This window comes from Candidatus Glassbacteria bacterium (assembly GCA_019456185.1).
Lineage (GTDB): Bacteria > Gemmatimonadota > Glassbacteria > GWA2-58-10 > GWA2-58-10 > JAJRTS01.
Genome location: VRUH01000011.1, coordinates 14,826 through 37,510, shown reverse-complemented (window position 1 = coordinate 37,510; position 22,685 = coordinate 14,826). Strand labels below are relative to the sequence as shown.

Genomic DNA, 22,685 nt, shown 5'->3' with positions numbered 1-22,685 from the left:
TCTAGAGCTTGATTCCGAAACCGATAGCTACCAGGGCAAATCCCAGCACGGCTGACATGATCAGATAATAGACCAGGGGGATGAGCGTTTTGCGGATAATTTCGCCCTCCCTGTCCATCAGGCCCACCACGGCCGCGGCGGCCACCACGTTGTGCACGGTGATCATGTTTCCCGCGGCTCCGCCTACCGCCTGCAGCGCCACGATTAGCGACTGAGATACGCCGATCTTGGTGGCAACTCCGTACTGAAACAGGGCGAACATCATATTGCTGATCGTGTTGCTGCCGGCGATAAATGCTCCCATGGCTCCAATAACGGCGGCAAAACCCGTCCAGGTGTTCCCGGCCAGGTCGGCTACTCCGGCGGCCAGTTCCATGGGCATGCTCTCCAGGCCGCTGGTGTTGACGCCCGAGTTGATGAACACTCTGACCATGGGGATGGCAAATCCCAGGGCGAAAGCTGCTTTTACCGATGTCTTGGCGGCCGTGACGGTAGCACGCCCCAGTTCACCCGGCCGCATCTTCTGGATAAAAAAGGTACATAACACCGCCAGGACGAAAATAAAACCGGGCAGATAGAGCGGCTGAGCATCGGCGCTGATGCCGGTGCCCAGGATATTCTCCAGCCGGATCGTCCAGGCCGTGAGGATGGATTTGAAGACCGGCACCGTGCGGCTGAGTACCAGGAACAGGCCCACCAACACATATGGGATCCAGGCCTTGAACATGGTCATCCCGGGCCGCTCCTGGCTTAACTCGACGTTATAAGTGCCCGACCACTCCGGCTCCCACTGCTCTTTTTCGGGAAAATCCCACGGCTCCCTGGGGGTTAGAAAATTGTTTTTGGCGGCAATCACGATGATCCCCAGGCCGATCAGTCCCCCCACCAGCGAGGGGAACTCCGGGCCCAGAAAGTAAGCCAGCAGCACATAGGGCACGCACAGGGCCAGCCCGGCAAAAATGGCGAACGGGGCTGCTTCCAACCCCTTGGCAATGGATTTCTCTTTGCTGAAAAAGCGTGTCAGCGTCACCGAGAGAAACAGAGGGATCAGCACCCCAATGATCCCGTGCATAATTGCCACGTTCCAGCCGATCGCCTTGACGTAATCCATGTACGGCATTCCGGCACTGGCCAGGGCTTCTTTCACAACCGGGTTATCCAGGCCCGTGTGCACTCCCAGCAGGATAGGGGTACCGGCGCCGCCAAAAGACACCGGAGTACTCTGGATGATCAGCGACATGGTCACCGCGGCCATGGCCGGAAAGCCGAGAGCCATCAGCAGGGGAGCGGCCACGGCTGCCGGAGTGCCGAAACCGGCGGCCCCTTCGATAAACGCGCCGAACATCCAGGCGACGATCATGGCCTGGACCCGCCTGTCCGTCGATATGTTGATGAACCCTCGGCGAATGGTGTTCACCGCGCCGCTGTTGATCAGCGCGTTGAGCATTAGCAGCGCACCGAAAATGATCCACAGTATCGAGGCCGTAACCACCAGCCCCTGAATGATCGACGCCGCCACCAGCTTAGCGGACACTCCCCAGACAGTCATGGCCAGCATCGACGTGACCGCCAGGGCCAGCGGCATCGTCTTTTTCGCCGGCAGACGGAAAATCACCAGGAATACGAATACGGTAACTATAGGAGTCAGGGCCAGTAGCGAGTACAAGCGGTCATCCTTTGTGGAAACCGGTGATTGCTCTGCCGGAGATCAGACAGTTGGTCCATTCCGGGCGCGGGGCTTTTTTGGACAAGTTGAAGGTCACACCGAGCTTCGCGGCGAACTGCACCTGGGTCAGGTCAGTATGTCGTCAGGACATGTTGGACCGTTGACGTTCAAAATTAAGGTGTAGAACTCAGTAATTGCAAATGATTTTTACGTCCTCCTTTTCCGAGGTTAAAGGTCTTCCTCGTCCTCAGAGTTTCCCGTTTGATAACATCCCTCGGCGACAGGTGCTGCCTTCTGCGTCCGTTGTGTGGCCTGCTCCCCGCGAAAACGAATCAGCAGTATATGATGGAATTCAAGCCGTCACCTCCTGAATCAGCTCTGCTAACTCCTCCGACATCTCCGCCAGAAAAGTTTTAAAATAGTATCGACAGACCCGCCATTGATTTAAACGTTCTTTACAATAGCTAGTGGATTGAGTTAAGTCTGCTGCTTTCGCCTGACCCCCTTCGCATAACCATCGACTATCAACTTCATATGCAATTGCTGAGACCTACGCCTTGATTTTCATCAACAACTATCCAACATGTCCTGACGACATACTAGGGAAATGAAGACTTTTTCAGCTAGCGAAGAGGTGACTGAGATAATGAAAGCTGCTATTGGTGGCAGGACTGAAGATGCCAAGGAACTTCTTGGTTATTCAGATATTAGAGTGACACAAGGCTATATCACTCGTAAGCAGCTGTCATGGAACGAGTTGCCGAAGCTAACCAAAATAGGGGGCTCAAAATAAAAAGCCTTAGATCTGAACTCATCTAAGGCTTTCTCGGAAGGGGAACCGACACGATCTGACACAGTTATCATTCGAACATGCCTGATCTCTGTGTCGGAAATCGGCGCAACCCCCGATCAAATATGGTTGCCCGACCAGGGTTCGAACCTGGACTCTCCTGATCCAGAGTCAGGCGTGTTGCCAATTACACCATCGGGCAATAATGTTTGCTAAACTAAAACCAATCATACGTGCTGTCAAGGGCTTATGCACCGCGGAGCGGGCCTGCTAATCTGATGCGATGACGTTAAACGACAACACCCAGCCGTACTTGCCGCCCATCGGATAGTAGACGTTGTGCCAGAGGCCGTTGGTGACGACAAGGATCAGTTTTTCGCCTTTCTGCAGCGATGCGATCTCATGACTCGACGGGTTATTCTGCTCGTAAAGAGGAGTGTTGTTGCTGCTGACCTCCAGGCCTTTGCCGGATGGCGCCGCCTGCTGACCGTTCTGAGCCGGCTTGGAGGCCGCAGCCGATGCGCTTTCGTCGCCGGCCGGTACTGAAGTTTGAGCCGACTGTGTTTCCTGAGATTGGCTGGACGAGGTCAGTGTGTCCCTCGCTGAGTTTCCCTGCCGCTCGACATTCAGAATCGACGGCTCGCTCCAACTGCTGAGCAGGTTTCCCGCAGAATCCACGGCCGCCACCCTGGCCTGGTAGCGTCCAGGCTGGTCGAGTAGCCCGCTGTCAACTTCGAGCCGGCCTGAAGTACTGTCCAGGGCTTCGCTGATGATAACCTCTTCCACTTCGCCGCCTCCGTCCTCACTGCTCAGCCGGGCAAGCTCGAAATTAACACCGCTGGCATTATCGATCGTGCCGACATCCCATTTCACGCTGAACCCATCGTCGCTCGACTCGATTTCCGGGGACTGGGGTACTTCTGTCAGTTCCGGCGTCCCGCCATCCGGACCAGGTTCCGGATAGGGCATCGAACCCTCGCCGTCGGTCACGAACAAAGTCTCGGGATCCGACCACTGGCCCATGAAATCACTGTTGGCACTGACCGCGATCACGCGGAACAGGTATCTGCCCGGACCGGCCAGGCCATTGATACTCGAGTTGTACGTACCGCTGATTCGGCCCAGTGATGGATTGAAAAAGAACGCATTCAGCCTGTCGCGGGCCCGGCCGTTGGGATTGCCGAAAGAAGCGTCGGGCTTCGTGATTTCCACGGCCGCGTCACGCGCGCCCACCACATTGCTCACGTCCCAGTGGAATGAATAGTCCGGATTCTGAGGCGAGGCTGTCTTCTGGTCCACGTCCGGCCTGGTGGCGGCGATATTCAAATTGTTGTGAACGACTGCCAGCGGAGTGGCGTCGCTGAACCGGCTGATCAGCTCGCCCCGGGTGTTTAGCGCGGCCACGCGGTAATAGTATGTACCAACTCCCTCGAGCTCCAGCGCGTTGCCGCGGCGCTCGCCCTTGACCGTGCCAAGCGACGGCGTGTAGAACAGAGTGGCTTTCTTATCGGGAGAGGTACCCCGCGGGTTCGAAAATTTGGCGTTGGCCTTGCCGATCTCCAAGGCAGCATTCTTGGCGCCCAGTATATTGGACACGTCCCAACTGAGGACGTATTGAGGCGTGACAAGACTGATCGTGTCCGGTTGGAGCAACGGCGCGTTGGCCGGCGCCCGGCCCTGGGCGGACATATTCTCAGTGCGCAGGTTGCGCTCCAGGCGGTTTACGTTCCGGTTGAGTGTCGTTTCACCCATCCCTGCGAGACTTGTGCCGCCCGAGGCAGCTGTCCCCGGGCTTTTAATAAAATCCTGGTTTAACCTGACTGCCTCCTGGCGCATCGCAATGGTGGACGTATCGACCAGGTTTTTGATCCTGTTTCGTTGCTGGGCAGTAAGCTGCTTAACCAGGTTCTCGGGGTTTTCCAGAATACCGCGGATCTGGGTGTTAAGCTGGTCGAATGCTCCGGCGTCCACCATCTGATCGTTGCCGACCTTTCGCAGCATATCGTCCATCAGGTCGCCGAGCTGGCTCTTGACCCGCTTGCTGTTGTAGTGGGCGCTGAACTGCTGATCGTTCATCAGCTTGGACAGCTTGCCCTTGAGCTGGACCACGGAACGGCGGAGACTCGTCTTGCCGGCCATGTTGCCCGCGGCCTCATAGGGGTCCTGATTCAGGAAATCCTCCGCCGCTTCGATCTCGCGCATCTGAGACTGCCTGACGGAGTTGAGTGCGCCGACTATCTGATTATAGAGGGGATGGTCTGTTTCAAGGGCTTCCAGGATGCTCTCCAGCACGCTGCGCGAGCGCTGAAGCATGTTTTCCTTGCTGAAGAACCTGGAAAGGTCGAGATAGGTTTCCACGTTGTCGGTGGCTTTGCTCAAGTCCCCTTCGATTGCAGACTTTACCGCGTCGAACATCGACTGGCCCTCGTTGGCCCGCGAGAGCGCCTCGTTCAGCACCAGCAGATCGAACTTGTCCAGCCGCCCGTTACCGTCAACATCGCCGGCGCTGAGTTCCTCGTCCTTCGCACCCAGGCCGAGGGCCACGGTCCGTTCGAGCCGCATGATGTCGAAGATGTCGAACATCCCGTCGAGATTGACGTCACCGTTGGTGATCATATCAGTGGCGGCGGGAATCTGTGCGGCTGCGCTCTGCGGCAGGGAAATTACTCCCAGCGCAAGAATCAGCATCAGGTGAACTGTGCGACTGCTAACCATCTTGCATCCCGGCATGAGTCAAATTTGAGAAAACGGCCTTAATTCAAGTACTCCATTGCTAATTATAAGATTCCGTCCACGGAAAATCCAGCCGAAGCGGGAAGTAAATGCCTGCCCGGATCAACCCAGTTCGTTGATTGCCCGCTCAATCCGCTCCAAAGAAATATCCCGGCCGATAACCGCTAAAGTCTCGAAAATACCCGGACTTACGTTAGTTCCGGTTACCGCCAGCCGCAGGGACTGAATCAGCTTACCGGCGCCAATCTGCAAGTTTTCTGCCAGAGCGCGGATTTTTTCCTCCAGGGGCTCCTCGCTCCAGTCGTCCAATCCGCTCAGCACCTCTTTGGCCCGGCCAAGCAAGTCCGGGGTGTTGTCCTTCCAGATCTTTTTTACCGCCTGCGGATCATACTCTATTGTAACCGGGAAGAAAAAGCGGCTGCGCGGCGCCAGTTCGCCGGTCACCCGGCAGCGTTCCTTGGCCAGGCCGATAGCGGCCAGCACGTGTTGATCGTTTGGGGCGGCGTCAAGCAGGCCCTCCCGCTCGAAATCAGCCCGCGCCAGCTCCAGCAAGGTCTCATTGTCCGTGGCACTGATATACCGGCCGTTCATCCATTCCAGCTTCTGCGGGTCGAAAACGGCGTTGCGGGTGTTGATCCCGCTCAGCTCGAACGTGGTGATAAGCTCCCGGACTCCCATGATCTCGCGGTCATCGCCGGGTGACCAGCCCAGCAGGGCCAGGAAATTGAACAGGGCGGGCGCCAGGAAGCCCTGGTCGCGGTACTCGGTGAGGCCGGTGGCTCCGTGGCGCTTGCTGAGACGTTTCCTGTCCGGTCCCAGGATCAGCGGTACATGGGCGAAGCGGGGAACCGGTTTATCCAGTGCGCGGTAGAGCAGGATCTGTTTCGGCGTATTGGATATATGGTCGTCGCCGCGAATCACGTGGGTGATCCCCATTTCGATATCATCGGCAACCACGGCCAGCATGTAAGTGGGGGAGCCGTCGGAGCGCTGGATAATGAAATCATCGAGCGTGGAATTGTCGGCCCCCAGCTCGCCATGGACCAGGTCCTCGAACGTTGTCCGCCCCCCGGGTGTCCTGAACCGGACCGCGAATTTTTCGCCGGAGTCGGCTCTTCTGTCGCTTTCGGCCTCCGAGAGTGCCCGGCAGGAGCCGTCGTAGAGCGGATCGCGCTTCTGCTGCATGGCCAGTTCGCGCTTGGCGGCCAGTTCCTCCGGCGCGCAGAAACAGCGGTAGGCGTCGCCCCGGGCCATCAGACGTTCGGCCGCCTGCTTGTGACGTTCGATCCCGGCGCTCTGGTGCACAATCCCGCCGTCCCAGTCCAGTCCCAGCCAGCGCAAACCCTCCAGGATCACCGCCGTGGCCTCGGGGGTGGAGCGCTCGCGGTCGGTGTCCTCGATTCGCAGCAGGAACGTTCCGCCGTGATGCCGGGCAAACAGGTAGTTGAACAATGCGGTGCGCGCCCCGCCGAGATGAAGATAGCCGGTGGGGCTGGGCGCGAAACGGACAACCGGTGTGCCGCTCACTTGGCGCCTTTCCTGATATTTTCCGTGGTGAAAAAACGGGGTGCGATCACTCGCCCCCCGTTTATTTTATCCGTGAATGCTTTGTCGTATCAAATGAGCAGTAGGGGTTACCGGTCAACTTTCCCGGCCAGGTTTTTCGACGGCTTGAACACGGGCACGAACCGGCTCGGGACCTCCACTTTCTCGCCCGTGCGCGGGTTGCGGGCAATCTGGCTCTTGCGCCGCTTGACCTTGAATGAGCCGAAACCCCTGATCTCGATCGAGTTTCCAGAGACCAGAGCCTGCTCGACAGTATCCAGCAGGCTGTCCAGTACCTCGCGGGCCACGCTTTTACTCTGGCCGGTTTTATCGGCGACCTGTTCGATCAACTCCAGTTTGTTCATCGCTTACTCCACGTTTTGCGGCGTTCTACGCCAGGTGGTCGAAACCACTCCGCTCGAGAGGCTCAAGCGTTCCATCGCTGTTTTCAATCAGCAGCTTGCCGGTTTCGGCGGTAATCCGCCCGATCCTGGTTATCCGGGTACCGCAATTCAACTCCCGGCCTGTCTGCTCAAGTTTACCAGACCTGAGCGTAAACAGCAACTGAAAATCCTCGCCGCCGTGCAGGAAATAATGCTCGGCAGGCAGCCCGCAGTCCTCCGCCCGACGGCGGGAAAACTCTCCGGCCGGCAGTGCTTTGCGCTCCAGAACTGCGCCACAGCCTGATTCTTCGAGGATATGGCCTGTGTCAGCGGCCACGCCGTCTGACACATCGATCATCGCCGTGGGCGGGCCCAACTCCAGCAGCTCCGCCGCCTCTCTCAGGCGGGGAGTGGGGCGAAACAGGCTGTTTTGCACATTTTCCGGCAGGTTTTGCAGCGCTGAACCGCATTCCGCCCCGGCGCGCTCCAGCAGCTCGATTGCGGCCGAGGGGTCGCCGCACTCCCCGGTGATCCAGATCTCATCGCCGGGGGAAGCCCCGCTGCGCCTGAGAGCTGCAGCCGGCGCGCACCTGCCGGCCACCGTAATCGTCAGGGTAACCGGCCCTGTCGTGGATGCCAGGTCGCCGCCGGCCAGCGGGCAGTTCCAGAGCGAGGCCGCTTCCAGAAAGCCTTCGGCCAGTTCGTCGAGTATCTTCTCGCCGCCGGTTTTGGGCACCGTGGCCGCCGCCAGCATGCACACCGGCTCCGCTGCCATCGCCGCCAGGTCGCTGATCGCGGCGGCGCAGGCGCGTCCCGCCGCGTCCCGCCAACTGAAATAACGGGTGCTGAAATGCACACCCTCCACCATCGTGTCCGTACTCAGGGCCAGCAGTTCCCCGCCGGGGCAGTCCAGCAGGCAGCAGTCATCGCCGATCCCCAGGCTGAGCAGGGAATTTCCGGCGGCTTGTTCCGCCAGAGCGCGGATCCTGCCGATCGCGTCGAACTCGCCCACGGGGATTACTCCGGTTTATCCTGACCGTCCGGGGACAGAAGTAATTCGGTCTGGCTGAAAAATAATTTCAGCTCGCGCTCGGCGCTGGCGGCCGAGTCGGAGCCGTGGACCGCGTTGCGTCTCAGGCTTTCGGCGAACAGCCTGCGCACGGTGCCCTCGTCGGCGGCGGCCGGGTCGGTGGCGCCGATCACCTCGCGGAATTTTGTTACCGCATTGTCGCTTTCCAGCGCCAGGGCTACCACCGGGCCGCTGGTGATAAACTCGACCAGGCCGTCGAAAAACAGCTTCCCATCGTGTTCGGCGTAGAACTCACGGGCTGTCACTTTGTCGATCCGCATCGTTTTCATCGCCGCGATCCGAAAGCCCCTGCTTTCGATATGGGCGATTATCGCGCCCGTCTTGCCGGCCCCGGTTGCGTCCGGCTTGATCAAGCCAAGGGTCATTTCACTCAATTCACTTTCTCCGTCAAACCTGAATTCGCACAATTCCGCTCAATTATTTCAACACCGCTTCCACGGTGGCGCCGATCTCGGCCGGGCTTTCGGCCACTGCCACTCCGCACTCGCGCAGGAACTCGATTTTGCTCTGGGCCGTGCCGACCCCGCCGGAGACAATCGCCCCGGCGTGACCCATCCGTCGTCCCGGAGGAGCGGTGCGCCCGGCGATAAACGCGGCCACCGGCTTGTCCATTTTTTCCTGTGCGTACCTGGCCGCCTCCTCCTCGGCCATTCCGCCGATCTCGCCGATCAGCAGGACCGCATCGGTGTCCGGGTCGTCGTTAAACAGCTTGAGCGCATCGAGGTGGGTGGTGCCGACCACAGGGTCGCCGCCGATACCGATACAGGTGCTCTGGCCGATCCCGCGCTCGGTAAGCTGCCAGACAGCCTCGTAGGTCAGCGTGCCGCTGCGCGAGACAACTCCCACCCGGCCTTGTTTGTGGATAAAGCCGGGCATGATCCCGATCTTGCAAGCGCCGGGACTGATAATGCCGGGGCAGTTGGGTCCGATCAGGCGGGTGGGACGGCCCTCGATAAACTGGCTGACCTTTACCATGTCCTGAACGGGCACTCCCTCGGTGATACAGATCACCAGCGGGATCCCGCTCTCCGCCGACTCCATCACCGCATCCGCCGCGAACGCAGCCGGAACGAACACCACCGCCGCGTTGGCTCCGGTGGCGTCCACTGCCTCGCGGACCGTGTCGAACACGGGCACTTTGTCCTCGAACTTCTGCCCGCCGCGTCCGGGAGTGACCCCGGCCACCACCCTGGTGCCGTACTCGATCATCTGCCGGGTGTGGAAACTGCCCTCGCCGCCGGTGATTCCCTGCACCAGCACGCGCGTGTCCCTGTTGAGCAGAATACTCACGCGGCGCCTCCTTTCGCCGCCGCCACCGCTTTCTCGGCCGCCTCCATGAAATTATCCGCCCAGATGAAACCGAGTGCTGCGTCCCGGATGATCTTCCTGCCCTCCTCGGCGTTGGTTCCCTGCAGGCGCACCACCACCGGCGTGTCGATACCAGCGCCGCCGATAGCCTCGACAACTCCCTGGGCCACGCGGTCGCAGCGGACGATGCCGCCGAAGATGTTGATCAGCACCGCGCCGACATTGGGGTCTTTGGTGATGATCTTGAAGCCGTTGCCGACAGTCTCCACGTTGGCTCCGCCGCCCACGTCGAGGAAGTTGGCCGGTTCGCCGCCGGCCTGCTTGATTATGTCCATCGTCGCCATCGCCAGGCCGGCCCCGTTGACCATGCAGCCCACGTTGCCGGAGAGCTTGATATAGTTGAGGCCGAACTCGTTGGCCTCGCGTTCCAGCGGGTCCTCTTCCAGGGGGTCGCGCATTTTGGCGACGTCCTTGTGGCGGAACAGGGCGTTGTCGTCGAAATTCATCTTCGCGTCCAGCGCGATCACCTCGCCGGCACCAGTAACCACCAGTGGATTGATCTCGGCCAGCGATGCGTCCAGGCTGCGGTAGGCCTCGTAGAGAGCCATGAACACCTTGATCGCCGCGCGGTTGGCATCACCCAGGCCCAGCGCGTACGCCAGCCTGCGGGCCTGGTATGCCTGCATCCCCAGCACGGGGTCGATAAATTCCTTGTGGATTTTCTCGGGGGTCTCGGCGGCCACTTTCTCGATTTCCACGCCGCCCTGGGTACTGACCATGAACGCATCCATCCTGCTGCCGCGGTCGAACGTGATCCCGGCGTAAAGCTCGGAGGCGATATCCACGCCCTGCTCCAGCAGCACCTTGTTGACCAGGGTGCCTTCGGGTCCGGTCTGGGGTGTAACCAGGGTCGAGCCCAGCATCTCGCGGGCCCGCTGTTCGGCTTCATCGGCCGTTTTGACCAGCTTGATCCCGCCGCCCTTGCCGCGTCCGCCTGCATGGACCTGGGCCTTGACCGCTATCGGCTTGCCAGGCTCCAGCAGCTTTTCAGCCGCCGCCCGGGCTTGTTCGGGGGAATTACACAACTCACCCTCGGGAACCGGCACTCCAGCCCCTCGCAGCAGGCTTTTGGCCTGGTACTCGTGTATCTTCAACCGTTACCCCTTGAATGATTTACAGTTGATACTGTTTCTCGATTGCCTTTAAAGGGGCGTTGAAAAAAGGACTTCAACACCCCAAATTGAAATGTATAGCTGCTTTGGCTGTCAAGGGCAAGGCAAGCCGTTTCTGCTCTAACATACTGCATAATCAATTAGTTATCAGCTTTGACGTCTGAATAATCTTTGCGAACTAGTTGGACTTCGAAACGGCCCTTGACAGCCTTTTTATCCTGAATCCATTATTTTTCAACACGCTTTTAAAGAGTCAACTTAAAGCCAGATGTCGCCGATGACAAGGGCTAATTGAGTTTGGAAGAGTGTGCGCGGGTGCGAATCCCCTTGCAAAGAGCGGGAGTTGGGCGCAAATTGAAGTTTGAAGAAAAAACGGGAAAAACGGATATCGAGCAGGGAGATTTGCAGCATTGCGTGAGTTGGCGCTGGTTGGACTGAATAACAGCCATCCCTACGTGTTCGCCGGATATGTCAACGGCGGGCTGCGGGAGATTTTCGTCAAAAATTCACCGGCCTGGACCCATCCGCTGTTCCCTGAAAAGGACTGGGGTCCGATGGTGGGCGGTGGCGAGTGGTGTTTCAGCACCGCCTGGAGCCGTAATCCCGCGTTCGCCCTTGAGGTGATGGCCGCGGTGAATGTGCCGGAGCTGGCCGAATCCCTTGACCAGGCCGCAGAGCGTGGCGAGGGCGCGTTTGTCTGCGACATGTGGGGCGAGTACCATCGCGAGCAGGCCCTGCCGTTCCTGCTGCGCGGCAAGCCGGTGTATGTGGATAAGCCCCTGGCCGCCTCGGTAGCGGACGCCCGGGCGATAATCCGGGCGGCCCAGCAGAACCGCACCGTGCTCTCTACCTGCAGCGCGACGCGCTATGACAAGGCTTTGATGGAGCTGAAAGACGAGCTGGCAACAAAACTCGGCCGTCCGCGGATAGTGACGGTCTGCTGTCCATGCTGGCAGGACCTGGCGCGCTACAGTGTCCACGGGATCGAGATCATGATGGAAGTGATGCTCGAGATCCCGGTGATCCGTCTGCGCAATATCAGCAAGGGCGTCCGTCGCCACCTGCTGCTGCTGGAGTTCGCCGATGGCGCCACCGGGGTGATCCATAGCTGGGAGGGGCAGGCGTACTCGGTGACTGTCACCGCCGAAAACGGCCAGCGGGTGGTTCAGCTCAACGATCCGGAAAATCACCGGCGGATGATGGAAGCGATTCTCGAATCGTTCGACAGCGGCAAACCAGTGGTCGACTACGGCAACGCGCTGGAAGTGATCAGGATTATCGAGGCGGGCAATGAGAGCAGGGAGCGCGACGGAGCGGAGATCGACCTGTCGGTGAGCCGGGACTAGGAACTTGCGGAGGAACCATGGCTGAACATAAGAACCTGGAAAGCGTGATCCATCTGCTGCGCGCCCACAAGTGCGCCAACGAAAAAATTGACGCGGGAACGCCGATCGACCTGCTGGAGATCGAATCGATCCGGATGGCCGATTTCGTGCTGAGCCTCGAAGAGGAGTTCAGCATCCTGGTGACCGACGAACGGTTTAAGCGCTGGACCAAAGTGGGGGATATCGCCGACTATATCGAGACCTACCTGGAGAAGTACGGCACCGGGGAACTGGGCGAAATGTAAGCGCGCCTCAGGCGCAGCGCTGCGGCGAAAAAGCTTGACAGCCCAGATACCCTCACTTAGCTTAACGCTCGATATCTGAAGAGGTTGTAAGTAACCGGAGAGGTGGCCGAGCTGGCTGAAGGCGGCACCCTGCTAAGGTGTTGTAGGGGCAACTCTACCGAGGGTTCGAATCCCTCCCTCTCCGCCAGTTGCAGAGGCCGGAAGCCCGACAGGGCCTGCCGGCCTTTTTTTGCGCCGGTCCGGTAGCAATGTTACCAGTGCAGTAACAGCCAAGGTGGAGTTTATTCGTACCGCGTTGTCGGCGAGTGCGGCTCAGGTTCAAGTCTCAAAAGGATATGGTTGACAAAGGCCTGTGCCGCGTCAAGAGTGGCACAGGCCTTGCTTTTGTCAATGCCGGGAGAGCTTCCGGGCTTTGGAGAGAGGAAGGAACTCCCGCACGGGCCGGTGGAACATCGCGGCTGTTGCAACTGCCGCGTTTCCGGGAGGGGGAAGCGTTCCTCCGGTAGAACTGACGCCCCGCGGCCAGGATGGCCGCGGGGTTTTTAGTGGTAAAAACATTCAGAAGGGGATGGGCAGGAAGCCCTCGCCCCAGACCATCTCTCCGCCCAGGTTGCTGCCGTAGCCCAGCAGCCCAGCGGCGGCCAGCAGCAGAATAAAATAACCGATCCGGGCTTTGTTCCCGGCGGACTGACCGATAACCAGCCTGAGCGCCAGAGCCGCAAGCAGGACCAGACCCGAGCTGATATTGAAGTTGCGGTGCAGGTGCATCTTGTCCACAAATTCCGCGGCGGAGGAAGCATGGGTCGAGGCGAGCCCCAGTCCGCTGACAACCGCCGGGATGAAACTGAGCAGGGTAAGCACCAGCAGAGCCAGTCCCCAGCGGTTAAGCTCCCCGGCCATCCCGGTCAGATAGACGGTTTCGACTATGACCAGCAGGATCAGCCAGGCGATAGGGAAGTGAAGCACAACAGGGTGGAACCGGCCGATGGTCCCGAACAGTCCCGGCTTATCACTCTCGCTTTCCCCTCCGGGACCTGTATCTTCCACAACCTCGATTTCCTCGATCGTTTCCACTTCTTCGATCTCTTCGGCGGCCGCCGCAGTGTCGGACCGGGCGAACAGGGCCGCCGGATGAATCGTCAGCACTGCGGCAAGCAGCAGCGCGGGAAGCGCCCGGCTGAGTTTGTACATCGGCTCATTCCAGGGAAAAGATGATCCTGTCGCCGGAGAGCGTGGCCTCGAAAGCGGTCAGCGACTCTGTCGCCGGGCCCTTGAGCACCTCGCCCTTGGTGTCGTATGTCGATCCGTGACAGGGGCAGACAATCAGGTTCTGCTCGTTGTCGTACTCCACGGTACATTTACGATGCTTGCATTCCGGGTCCAGCGCCCGGATAACCTCTTCGCATTCACGGATGAACAGGATTTCCTGACCTTTGATCTTGAGTATCGCCGACCCGCCCACTTTCTTGAGCTGTTCGGCTTTGTCCAGCCCCAGGGCCAGTTTCTTGGCGCTGGCAAGTTCTGGCAGGATCGTGACAAGGACAGCCGAAGAGCCAAGAACTTTGAGTACCTCGCGTCGCTTCACCTAGTCCACTCCTTGGAAACAGTTAACCGACGGGTATCACAGGCCGAACTCACGCGTGATACAGAATCCCACCACGGCATCGTCCAAAGCACGGTGGCTGCCGGCCACAATCCCGTCGGCGCTCATATACTGGCTGTTGCTGACGACTAAGGTGAATGTATGTCGCCAGGTGAGAATTTTCAAGCCGGTGGAAATCACGGGATGCGGGGCGGTAAACCCGGCCACTGGAGTGACTGCCTCGAACTCCCAGACGAACCGGCCGTTGAAACGCACCTCCAACTGGAATGGCACCGCAACCGAGTACTCCTTCTCGGCCGAGTTTTTCAATTCGCTGGAACTCTCGGTGTGCAGCAGCAGGCCGGTACCTATCCGCAGGTGCTTGTTCAGTTTGCCCCCGGCCAGTAGTTGGCCGATAAATCCCGACGCGTCATCGATCATGTCCTGGGCGAACCAGCTCAGCCCGGCCCTGGCGGCCAGGTCTATGCCGTGGACGTCCTGGCGCAGCATGCGGTATTTGAGATCGAACTCGTAGGTGTCGAACCGTTCGCTTTGGCCGTTGAGGCGGTAAAAGCCGAGTTCCAGATTGTCGGCCGGTGCATAGCGCAGGCCCAGACCCACTTTCAGTCCGCCGGCATCGAACCCGGCCAGGTCGTGGAAGCTGTTCTGATCGAACTGCTTGCGGGTACGGTGCTCCACCAGGAACAGCAGCGAGTTCTTGCGGATCGTGCGCGGAGTCATCACGTTGATCCCCCGCTCGATCGTGGCCCAGTTGTCCGATTCCCAGCCCGTTTCATCCTGCGAAACGTCCTGCACCACTTCGATCTCCTCGACCTCCTCGACGGCTTCCTGCGCGGGCAGAGTGGCGGCGAAAGCCAGCATTGCGACAGCGGCGGTCAGCAGTATCAAGTTTTTCATATCTCACCTCGCGGCATTCCCTCTGAGATCCATTCCAGGAACAGAGCAACCAGTTCGAAGTCCAGCGCTCCGGTGGGCGGCATCGTGCCGGCCTGGATCCGGATACTGGCCCGTCCGGAGTTGGCCACCGCCAGGTCGTAGGTATCGAAATTGACCGATAGCGGCGCGCCGTTGCGCTGAGCACCGGAATTCGCCGTGGAATGGCAGATTACGCAATTCTGGTCCAGGATCGGCTTGATATCCTGCGCATAGGTAGGGGCGGTCATACCTCCGTTACCCCCATTGGACGGTGGTGCGATCAGGGGATCGATTTTATCACCGCACCCGGCCAATGTCATCGAGATCAGCAAAGCCGCCATCCCGATCGAACTTAATCTCGTCATCTGGTCCTCGCTTTGGACGATTGATTTCAGGCGGTATTCAATAATCCGTGCAAATCAGCTCGCGGATGGAACTAGCGGTCATATCCGCCTCTTTTAGGCAGTGAGACGATTGAGAATCTTTTTTCTCTTGGTCTTAAACGAAAAAAACGCCGGGATGTTAACCCATTCTTCCGGCATAATTTATCGATGAGGGTCTCAATCAGCCGGTGCTCGCGGCCGGCGCGCTGGCTTCGCTACTGCGATGAAAGGCGAGACTTCAATAGTTTAGGCGGATAAGGGGACGATGTCAACGGATTGTGCTATTTTAAGATAACGAAACCGTGACAGCACTTTGATTCCACCACGTCGATATCATGTTGAAATGGAGGCTTCGAGTGACCGAAGACTGTGTAGCCAAAGACCCGGAGCAGCTGGACCGGCTGCTAGAGGTGATGCACCATTTCCATTGCCGGGAGCCGGGAGAACTTGAGGAGTTGCTGGAGCTCCCCGCCGAGAGCCTGACCGGCCTGTTCAGCGGAAGCGCGGGCGGTCTGAGCGAGGAAGCGGAGCGGGGGCTGGCCAGGGCAGGTGTCCGGGAGCAGTATATCCGTGACGGCAGCGGTTCGATGCTGGAAGATGCGATTGATGTGGAACGGCTGGCCGTGATGGCTCGCCACGCAGCCCACCTGCTGAAAGTAATTTGCAGGGTCAGGGAAAAGCTCGGGGCCGAGGGATCGGGGCCGCTGCTGCCCCATCTTGTGACCGACGGCCGTCGGCATCCGACCGCCCTGGAGGAGGAGCTGATCAACCTGCTGATCGAGGCGCTGAACGACCCTCAGACCCGCGAGCGGCTGCTGAAATTCGTGCGCAAGGAAGCGGAGAACCGCTACAGGTCCGGTCCACAACCGCTGCTCTAGGATCGAGTTCAGCAAAGGGCCATCGAGGCCGTGGAAGGCCTACTCTGAGCGCTGCCTGTTAATATTTTCCTTGAGCCAGCTCAGTAGCCTTCGCTTGCCTGCCTCGCTGGCCAGGTATTCGGGGAGTTTCGCCAGCAATTCAGGGTCGTCGAGTTCTATTTCCTTCCCTCCGATCGCGAGGACACCGTTTTTCAGCTCTATCATCCCGGTCAGATCCTCCGGTCTGCCGTCGCTCATCTGGAACTCCTCCTGTATGAAATCCCGGAGAATACCTCCGACATCGTCAAGCCTGCCGCCGTCGTAAAAACCGACAACTTCCCGGCAATACCGGCCCACCACCGCCGGCGGAACATCGAACGCGACCGAAGTTTTGCTCCAGCGCTCCAGGGCTTCGCGGTTCCGGAGGTAGCGATCCCTCTCGCTCTCGGACAGTTGCGGAGGGGGCGGGGGCACGCTCAGTAATACCTCGGTGGATTCGAATCCGTTGTTTCCGGCTGTGCCATCCGTGCCGGACAGGGCCGGTTCCAGATAGCGGTCCAGCATCACCGCCAGCGCATTGCGGACCTCGGCGGCGGTGAACCGTTTCCTGGCATGTCCGCTCCTGCCGGTAATCCTCTGCAGCCGTGAGCGCGAAACCAGGAACAGCGTATCTGGTTCCACATCGAGAATAGCGGCCAGTTTTTTTCTAAGGGACGCGTCCCGGAGAGTTCCGCGCACAAGGTTTCCTGCGCGCTGAGGGTCGGTCTTAAGCAGGCCGCTGAGTTCTCGCTGGCTGAGATTCTTTTCCGCCAGCAGCCTGCGGACCCTGTGCTCGTCCCAGCGTCCCCGGCTGATCCTGGTTTCGTCGGCCAGCTTCTTGATCCCGTCCGGCAGGCCGGCGGAGTCCGGCTCCTCCCCGTTGCCGAGCAGGAGCCAGTTCAGGTCCACCTGCCACGTCCTGCCGACGGACTTGGCCAGCGCCGGGGATACGCTAGTCGACTTTCCCTTGCGCAAAACACCGTCGTGGACTTCCAGGATTTCCGCCAGATGGACGTCATCGAACTCGTAACCCGCAGCCAGGTAACGTTCTTTCATCACTGATAACAGGCGGTTAAAGCGCTGTTCCACCTCGCCGCCTTTTTGTACAACGGTCCCGGTCGATTTTTTGGGGCACATCAGGGGCCTCGTCGTTCAAAGAGTGGTGGACTGAACGTGACAGCTAACGAGATAAATATTGACAAAACGCAATATATGTGCTAAGATAGAATACGAAAAGCAAGGACTTATGGATATTCTCTTATTATATGTTAAAAATCCAAATCAAGAACTAATATACGAGCAAAGGATCACAATGAACAGGACGAATAGTATGTGATATTCAAATCAAGGAGCTTATACAAGCTTATCACGCAATTCAGCCAAAGTCAAGATTATTCGCATTTTTTTCAAAAGTAAACCGGATTGCTGAATTCCCGCCAAACTGCTACCTCGGAAAAGAGGGCTGGTTAAGGTACTGGTTCTTGCGGAAATGATTATCCGCCAATCTGTAATTCAAAACGAAGGAGGGGCGATGGTTCCGGAAAAATGCAGCGGCGCCGAATGGATCACGATCAGCGAGGCGGTCAAGAGACTGCCGGTGAGAGTCTCCAAATCTGCTGTCCGGCGCTGGATCGAGGAGGGAAAATACGGGATCGTGGCCGGGCGGTTCGCCGGCAGGGTGGTGATCCGCTCGGACACCCTGCCGGAGATCCTGGAAGAACCGTTTGGCTGAAACTACTCCGGCCTGGCGATAATAAAATACTGGTAAAGAAGGTGCTGGGGTTCGCGGACCACCTTGTAGCCTGCATCGCGAAGGGCGCGGTAAGCCTCGTTCCAGCTCAGCTTGTGCCCCGGGCCCTGCGGTCCCACCGGCAGGTCTTTCTTGTAGAAATCCAACACGGCCACCCGCCCGTCGTCCTTGAGCGCGCTTTTCAGGCGGCGAAGGTATTCCACCCGGTCGCCGATATGGTGCAGCGTATTGCAGAAAAACACCAGGTCCACCTTTCCTGCCGGCAGGTGGGGATCGTCCGCATCGGCGTGGACAGTGTCGATATTGCTCATGCCGAGTTCATCGGCCTTGTTGGCCAGCCAGGCCAGGGCCTCGGTGTCCAGGTCCACAGCCAGCACGCGCCCCGAGGCTCCCACCGCCTTACTGAACCGCCTGCTGAAATAGCCGCTCGAGGCGCCGATATCCGCCACAACCATGCCGGCTTTTAAATCCAGCAGTCCGACAATCTTATCCGGTTTCTGCCACTCGTCGCGGCCCTCGCTCTCGTAGCGGGTCGGGTTGCCGCCGCCGCTGTGCTGGTGCTGGGCCATCAACTCTACGGCGCCTAGGGCCAGTGCGGCGGCGGCCACCATCACGAATGTCTGTACGGCCTTGATCTCGATCATCGATGCCTCCTCCACTGAGTGGTGATCTTTTCGCTCATCCAATATTAATTGTCGATCTTTACTCCCTCGGCCGCCAGCATCCTGCGTTTCAGTTCCAGCCCACCGCCGAATCCCCCGATCCCATCACTGGCCACCACCCGGTGGCAGGGGACCACGATCGGTACCGGGTTGGCCCCGCAGGCTGAGCCGACAGCCCTGACTGCTGCCGGCCGGCCGATCCTCAGCGCAACTTCCCTGTATGTCCGCGTCCGGCCAGCGGGAATTTTCAGCAGCTGCATCCAGACCAGTTTCTGGAAATCAGTCCCGCCGAAATCGAGCGGTCCGCGGTAGGTGCCGGCGGCGGTTGGGTCGGCGAAATAGTCTTCCAGCCAACTGATTACCCCGTTCAACGGCCCCGCCTCCTCGACTATCTCGACCTCGGCGCCGAAACGCTTGCGCAAGCGCCGGTGCAGGGCCTCGCGGGAATCGGCGGTTTTCGGCCCCGAAAATTCAATTCCCGCCAGAGCGCCGCCGCTGCCGGCCAGGTGCAGTTTGCCAAGTGGGCTGTTGATTGCGCAGATGCTGATCCGGGCTGCCATGACGGCTCCATGGTCCTGTTCGAGTCAAAGTTGACTGGCCCAACCCTCTTGAATCGGCTGGCCGATTAGTCTAAATTGTCAGACTGATTTTCCATCCGGTACTTGTTAGAAAATAACTGTCCAGTCAACACAATACGAGCAGAGGTGGTCCTGAATGAAGTCAACAACCGTATGCCGATTGATCGTTCGGATGTTTTTCCTTTCACTGTTTTCAGCAGCCACGGCAGCCGCATCGCCAAGCCAGGTAGATGTTTACGAGGGCACTGTGGAGCTGCCGGTCTACGAGTTCAGCGGACGGGAACTCCAACCCCCGCTCTTCGAGCACTCCACTGTCGAGGGCACCTATCCCTATCCGCAGTTCCTGCGTCCCTACCGGCCGGGAGGCCCTGAAAAACGGAGTTTCCGGGCTGTCTTTGTCGAGAACGAATACCTTAAAATGACAGTCGTTCCCGAGCTCGGCGGCCGGATCTATTCGCTCTACGACAAGGTAAACGGGCGCGAGGTGTTTTACAAGAACGACGTGCTCAAGTGGAGCGGGGCCAACCCCCGCAGGGCCTGGCTGGTGGGCAATATCGAGATTACCGGCCCGTACGATCACCATACCCTCACGATCAACGGCGAGCCGTTCTGGTTCGACCGCGTCATCCGTCACCCGGACGGCGGCGCATCGGTGGTGCTCAGCAGTATCGACCCGTTCTTCCGGATGAAGGTTAATTTCGTGGCGCGTCTGACACCGGGGCTGGCGGCGATGGAGATCGGCGTGTTCTGCTACAACCCCCACGACGGGCGGCGGCCGTACATGTTCTGGATCAACGCCGGCGTTACTGTCGACCGGGACACGCGATTCGTCTATCCGATGACCCGCACGATCGGACACACCACCGCCGAGGTGGCCGGCTGGCCCTACTACAACGGGGTCGATTTCAGCTGGTTCAAAAACAACCGGCACATGCTCGGCGTGTTCGGCATCGATATCTACGACAATTTCCTCGGCGCCTACGACTACGGCGACGATTACGGAACATTCCGCTGGGCCGACAGACGCGTGGTGCAGGGGATGAAAACCTGGACCTGGGGCGCCGGCGAACGCGCCGGCCATGTCGCCGCCAACTACACCGACAACGCCGGGCCCTATATCGAGATACAGAGCGGGCGCAACGTATGGGACGGTCACTACGAGTGGCTGCGGCCCCATACCTGGGAGGGCTGGCGCGAGTGGTGGTTCCCCGTGGCCGGGATCGGCGGGATGACCACCACGACCGTGGACCTGTCTCTCAACCTGCAAGTCGAACCGGACCCCGGGGGCAGGAACAGCGAGGTCAAGATCGGCTTGTGCGTCCGCCGCGAGATTCCATCAGCACGCATTTCAGTCACTGCCGCCCGCGGAGAAATCCTCAGCGTCACCGCGGACCTCTCTCCCGCCAGGCCGTTCGGGAAGACAGTCAACAATCTCCGGGCCGACAGCGCGGGCCTGTCGCGAATGCAGGTAACTGTTACCGATGCGGCGGGCGACACTGTCTTCAGCTGGAACCGCCCGGATCTCAGCCCCGGCGGCAGGGATTATACTATTTTCACCGAACAGCTCGAGCGGCCGACCAGGAACCCCGGAGAGATGACGCTCGAGGAACTGGTCCTGGACGCCGAGACCAAGATCAAGGAAATGCACACCCAGTCCGCTGTCTCGCAGCTCCGTCGGGCGCTCGAAACCGATCCCGGCTACACCCGCGCGCATCTCAACCTCGGTCTGGTCCACTACGAGCGCGGCAGACCAGACAGCGCGCTGGCGCATCTGCGGCAGGTGCTTGACCGCGACCCGTACAATGACGAGGCCTCCTACTACACCGCGCTTTCGCTCTTCGAGCAGGGAGACACGGCCCGGGCTGAGCGCTACCTCTATTATATCGCCCGGCCGGATAAATACTATTCACAGCGCGAGTACCTGCTGGGCCGGCTGGCCTGGCACAGGGGAGAGTTCGAAACGGCCGCCGGGCACCTCCGCGAATCCGTCCGGGCCAACGGCTATAACCTCAGCGCCCGCAACCTGCTGGCGATGGTCTTCACAGAACTCGGCCGCGGCGGCGACGCCCGGCGGGAACTGGAAGCTGTGCTGGAGATAGACCCCACCAGCCGCTGGGCTGTGGCCGAACTGTCGCGCCTGGCGGGCGGGGATTCGCTCGAGGCCAGGCTGGCGGAATCTCTCGGCGGGCAGGCGCAGGAGGCGCTGGAGCTGGCGGCTGTCTATCGCGCTCTGGGACTGCACGAACGGGCAATCGAGGTCCTGCGGATGGTGGAGGACGGCCGGCGCGAGGTCTGGGGTACGCCGCCGGTGTACTACTATACGCTGGCGTCGAGCTGCCGGGCGCTGGGACGGTTTAGCGAGGCGGGCGAGTATTTCGCCCGTGGCCGGACCTCCGGCGGCAATCTCGACCGCTTCCCGTTCCGCCGCGAGAGCCTGCGGCCGCTGAACGAGGCGATTGCCCACGACCCCTCCGACCCCGTGGCCCGCTTCCAGCTGGGCTGCCTGCTCTACTTTCTGGAACGCCGTGAGGATGCGATATTCCAGTGGGAACAGGGCCTGAGGAGCAACCCCGGCGATTTCAGCCTCCAGCGCAGCCTGGGGATGGCCTACTATGAAAACGGTTACGGGATCGAGCCGGCGGCCGAGCATCTGGAGCGGGCGATCGAGCTGAACCCGGACCACGTACGCACGTTTACCGACCTCGGTTTCCTCTATAGCCGCGAGGGCCAGTTCGACCGTCAGCTCACCCTGCTGCGGCGCGCGCTGGAGCGCGCGCCGGGGGATGACCGGATTATCGAGGGGCTGATCGCGACCAACCTGGTCGCCGGCGAGCTGGCCGCCGCCGAAAGCCTGTTCACCAGCCACAAGTTCGAACAGCGCCACCGTGACTATTCCCTGCGCGACAAGTTCCGCTGGCTGCAGTACGGGTTCGCCGCCCGCGAGTTCGAGCGGGGCGGGTACGACGATGCCCTGGAACATCTGCGGCAGGCGCAGTTCCCGCCGAGCAACCTGGGTGTGGATGATTTCCAGTTCCAGAGCGCCCCGCGCCTGCACTACTACCGCGGACTGGTGCTGGAAGCGGCCGGCCGGGACAGCGAGGCCCGCGAGGCATTCCAGCAGAGTTCCACCGGCTGGGACCAGCTCGCCGTCGACCGCGACAGCTGGAACAGCAGGAACTACTACATGGCCCTGAGCCTGGAGAAACTGGGTGAAACCGCCGGGTCGGAGAGAATCCTGGCCTCGATGAAAGTGTTTGCTTCCAGCCAGCTCGAGTACCACCGGCGCGACCATCGCTCCGACGCCCACTACCTGCTGGCCCTGGTGCACAAACGCGAGGGAAACTCGGCAGAAGCCGCGCGGCTGCTGCGAGAGGCGGTGCGGATCATGCCCGATAATCTCGGCCCGCGTTTCGAGCTGCGCCGCGATGTTCCCGATCCGCTGCCGGAGTGATTATTAAGGATATACTGCGGTGGTGAATATCATGAATTGATTGGGGTGGCCAAGAGGGGAAGTGATACGCATCGACTTATGGGATATGGAAAAATATAGAAGTGAAAATGCTGCTAGAGTTGCAACTGCC

General features: G+C 59.8%; 20 protein-coding genes and 2 tRNA genes. 6 read left to right on the top strand and 16 right to left on the bottom strand.

The window, feature by feature from the left end; translation table 11 throughout:
- Position 1: 1 nt before the first annotated feature.
- The 9 genes from FVQ81_06125 to sucC form a co-directional block, all read right to left on the bottom strand.
- Complete coding sequence (locus FVQ81_06125; GenBank protein MBW7996140.1) at positions 2–1,666, bottom strand: L-lactate permease; 1,665 nt, start codon at positions 1,664–1,666, stop codon at positions 2–4.
- Positions 1,667–2,582: 916 nt separating this feature from the next.
- Positions 2,583–2,658, bottom strand: a tRNA-Gln gene (locus FVQ81_06120).
- Between the two features lie 68 nt (positions 2,659–2,726).
- Positions 2,727–5,171, bottom strand: a complete 2,445-nt coding sequence (locus FVQ81_06115; GenBank protein MBW7996139.1) for a hypothetical protein — start codon at positions 5,169–5,171, stop codon at positions 2,727–2,729.
- 120 nt (positions 5,172–5,291) lie between these two features.
- On the bottom strand, positions 5,292–6,716 hold the full coding sequence (locus FVQ81_06110; protein ID MBW7996138.1) for a glutamate--tRNA ligase: 1,425 nt from the start codon (positions 6,714–6,716) through the stop codon (positions 5,292–5,294).
- 107 nt (positions 6,717–6,823) lie between these two features.
- Positions 6,824–7,099: an integration host factor subunit beta gene (locus FVQ81_06105; protein ID MBW7996137.1), complete on the bottom strand. Its 276-nt coding sequence runs from the start codon at positions 7,097–7,099 to the stop codon at positions 6,824–6,826.
- A gap of 25 nt (positions 7,100–7,124) precedes the next feature.
- Positions 7,125–8,135 (bottom strand): thiamine-phosphate kinase, encoded by a 1,011-nt coding sequence (gene thiL, locus FVQ81_06100; protein MBW7996136.1) that lies wholly within the window; start codon positions 8,133–8,135, stop codon positions 7,125–7,127.
- The gene (locus FVQ81_06095; protein MBW7996135.1) at positions 8,135–8,572 is read right to left on the bottom strand and encodes a nucleoside-diphosphate kinase; all 438 of its coding nucleotides are present in this window, start codon (positions 8,570–8,572) and stop codon (positions 8,135–8,137) included. The genes thiL and FVQ81_06095 overlap by 1 nt, the downstream gene beginning before the upstream one ends.
- Before the next feature lie 52 nt (positions 8,573–8,624).
- The gene (sucD, locus tag FVQ81_06090) at positions 8,625–9,497 is read right to left on the bottom strand and encodes a succinate--CoA ligase subunit alpha (GenBank protein ID MBW7996134.1); all 873 of its coding nucleotides are present in this window, start codon (positions 9,495–9,497) and stop codon (positions 8,625–8,627) included.
- A complete protein-coding gene (gene sucC, locus FVQ81_06085; protein ID MBW7996133.1) occupies positions 9,494–10,669 on the bottom strand; it encodes an ADP-forming succinate--CoA ligase subunit beta in 1,176 nt (391 codons plus the stop codon). The genes sucD and sucC overlap by 4 nt, the downstream gene beginning before the upstream one ends.
- 428 nt (positions 10,670–11,097) lie before the next feature.
- Between sucC and FVQ81_06080 the strand changes: the two genes are divergently transcribed.
- The 3 genes from FVQ81_06080 (at position 11,098) to FVQ81_06070 (ending at position 12,504) form a co-directional block, all read left to right on the top strand.
- Positions 11,098–12,033, top strand: coding sequence for a hypothetical protein (locus FVQ81_06080; GenBank protein ID MBW7996132.1), 936 nt, complete (start codon positions 11,098–11,100; stop codon positions 12,031–12,033).
- A gap of 17 nt (positions 12,034–12,050) precedes the next feature.
- The gene (locus tag FVQ81_06075) at positions 12,051–12,317 is read left to right on the top strand and encodes an acyl carrier protein (protein MBW7996131.1); all 267 of its coding nucleotides are present in this window, start codon (positions 12,051–12,053) and stop codon (positions 12,315–12,317) included.
- A 96-nt stretch (positions 12,318–12,413) separates the two neighbouring features.
- Positions 12,414–12,504 (top strand) — tRNA-Ser (locus FVQ81_06070).
- A 371-nt stretch (positions 12,505–12,875) separates the two neighbouring features.
- Here FVQ81_06070 and FVQ81_06065 read toward each other — a convergent pair.
- The 4 genes from FVQ81_06065 to FVQ81_06050 are packed head-to-tail and all read right to left on the bottom strand — an operon-like array spanning position 12,876 to position 15,200.
- Positions 12,876–13,508 carry a hypothetical protein gene (locus tag FVQ81_06065; protein MBW7996130.1) on the bottom strand — a complete coding sequence of 211 codons (633 nt, stop codon included), beginning with the start codon at positions 13,506–13,508 and terminating at the stop codon, positions 12,876–12,878.
- 4 nt (positions 13,509–13,512) lie between these two features.
- Complete coding sequence (locus FVQ81_06060) at positions 13,513–13,902, bottom strand: Rieske (2Fe-2S) protein (protein ID MBW7996129.1); 390 nt, start codon at positions 13,900–13,902, stop codon at positions 13,513–13,515.
- Positions 13,903–13,938: 36 nt separating this feature from the next.
- Positions 13,939–14,817: a hypothetical protein gene (locus FVQ81_06055; GenBank protein MBW7996128.1), complete on the bottom strand. Its 879-nt coding sequence runs from the start codon at positions 14,815–14,817 to the stop codon at positions 13,939–13,941.
- Positions 14,814–15,200 (bottom strand): hypothetical protein, encoded by a 387-nt coding sequence (locus tag FVQ81_06050; GenBank protein MBW7996127.1) that lies wholly within the window; start codon positions 15,198–15,200, stop codon positions 14,814–14,816. Before FVQ81_06050 ends, FVQ81_06055 begins: the two co-directional genes overlap by 4 nt.
- Positions 15,201–15,574: 374 nt before the next feature.
- Here FVQ81_06050 and FVQ81_06045 point away from each other — a divergent pair, with 374 nt between their 5' ends.
- Entirely contained in the window at positions 15,575–16,096 is a 522-nt protein-coding gene (locus FVQ81_06045) for a hypothetical protein (GenBank protein ID MBW7996126.1), read from the top strand.
- A 39-nt stretch (positions 16,097–16,135) separates the two neighbouring features.
- On the opposite strand, the gene FVQ81_06040 is transcribed toward FVQ81_06045, so the two are convergent.
- A complete protein-coding gene (locus FVQ81_06040; protein ID MBW7996125.1) occupies positions 16,136–17,251 on the bottom strand; it encodes a helix-turn-helix transcriptional regulator in 1,116 nt (371 codons plus the stop codon).
- A gap of 394 nt (positions 17,252–17,645) precedes the next feature.
- Here FVQ81_06040 and FVQ81_06035 point away from each other — a divergent pair, with 394 nt between their 5' ends.
- A complete protein-coding gene (locus tag FVQ81_06035) occupies positions 17,646–17,846 on the top strand; it encodes a helix-turn-helix domain-containing protein (protein ID MBW7996124.1) in 201 nt (66 codons plus the stop codon).
- A gap of 2 nt (positions 17,847–17,848) precedes the next feature.
- Here the strand turns inward: FVQ81_06035 and FVQ81_06030 are convergent, their stop codons facing one another.
- Positions 17,849–18,508, bottom strand: coding sequence for a class I SAM-dependent methyltransferase (locus FVQ81_06030; GenBank protein ID MBW7996123.1), 660 nt, complete (start codon positions 18,506–18,508; stop codon positions 17,849–17,851).
- 44 nt (positions 18,509–18,552) lie between these two features.
- Entirely contained in the window at positions 18,553–19,086 is a 534-nt protein-coding gene (locus FVQ81_06025) for a methylated-DNA--[protein]-cysteine S-methyltransferase (GenBank protein ID MBW7996122.1), read from the bottom strand.
- A 154-nt stretch (positions 19,087–19,240) separates the two neighbouring features.
- Here FVQ81_06025 and FVQ81_06020 point away from each other — a divergent pair, with 154 nt between their 5' ends.
- Positions 19,241–22,555: a DUF5107 domain-containing protein gene (locus FVQ81_06020; protein ID MBW7996121.1), complete on the top strand. Its 3,315-nt coding sequence runs from the start codon at positions 19,241–19,243 to the stop codon at positions 22,553–22,555.
- The last annotated feature ends 130 nt before the right edge of the window (positions 22,556–22,685 follow it).

Excerpts from the sequence above, each read along its gene's own strand:
- FVQ81_06035 (MBW7996124.1), top strand. The coding sequence starts at position 17,646 with ATGGTTCCGGAAAAATGCAGCGGCGCCGAATGGATCACGATCAGCGAG.
- FVQ81_06025 (MBW7996122.1), bottom strand. The coding sequence starts at position 19,086 with ATGGCAGCCCGGATCAGCATCTGCGCAATCAACAGCCCACTTGGCAAA.
- FVQ81_06050 (MBW7996127.1), bottom strand. The coding sequence starts at position 15,200 with ATGACGAGATTAAGTTCGATCGGGATGGCGGCTTTGCTGATCTCGATG.
- FVQ81_06115 (MBW7996139.1), bottom strand. The coding sequence starts at position 5,171 with ATGGTTAGCAGTCGCACAGTTCACCTGATGCTGATTCTTGCGCTGGGA.
- FVQ81_06020 (MBW7996121.1), top strand. The coding sequence starts at position 19,241 with ATGAAGTCAACAACCGTATGCCGATTGATCGTTCGGATGTTTTTCCTT.
- FVQ81_06105 (MBW7996137.1), bottom strand. The coding sequence starts at position 7,099 with ATGAACAAACTGGAGTTGATCGAACAGGTCGCCGATAAAACCGGCCAG.
- FVQ81_06095 (MBW7996135.1), bottom strand. The coding sequence starts at position 8,572 with ATGACCCTTGGCTTGATCAAGCCGGACGCAACCGGGGCCGGCAAGACG.
- FVQ81_06055 (MBW7996128.1), bottom strand. The coding sequence starts at position 14,817 with ATGAAAAACTTGATACTGCTGACCGCCGCTGTCGCAATGCTGGCTTTC.
- FVQ81_06075 (MBW7996131.1), top strand. The coding sequence starts at position 12,051 with ATGGCTGAACATAAGAACCTGGAAAGCGTGATCCATCTGCTGCGCGCC.
- FVQ81_06040 (MBW7996125.1), bottom strand. The coding sequence starts at position 17,251 with ATGTGCCCCAAAAAATCGACCGGGACCGTTGTACAAAAAGGCGGCGAG.
- FVQ81_06065 (MBW7996130.1), bottom strand. The coding sequence starts at position 13,508 with ATGTACAAACTCAGCCGGGCGCTTCCCGCGCTGCTGCTTGCCGCAGTG.
- FVQ81_06030 (MBW7996123.1), bottom strand. The coding sequence starts at position 18,508 with ATGATCGAGATCAAGGCCGTACAGACATTCGTGATGGTGGCCGCCGCC.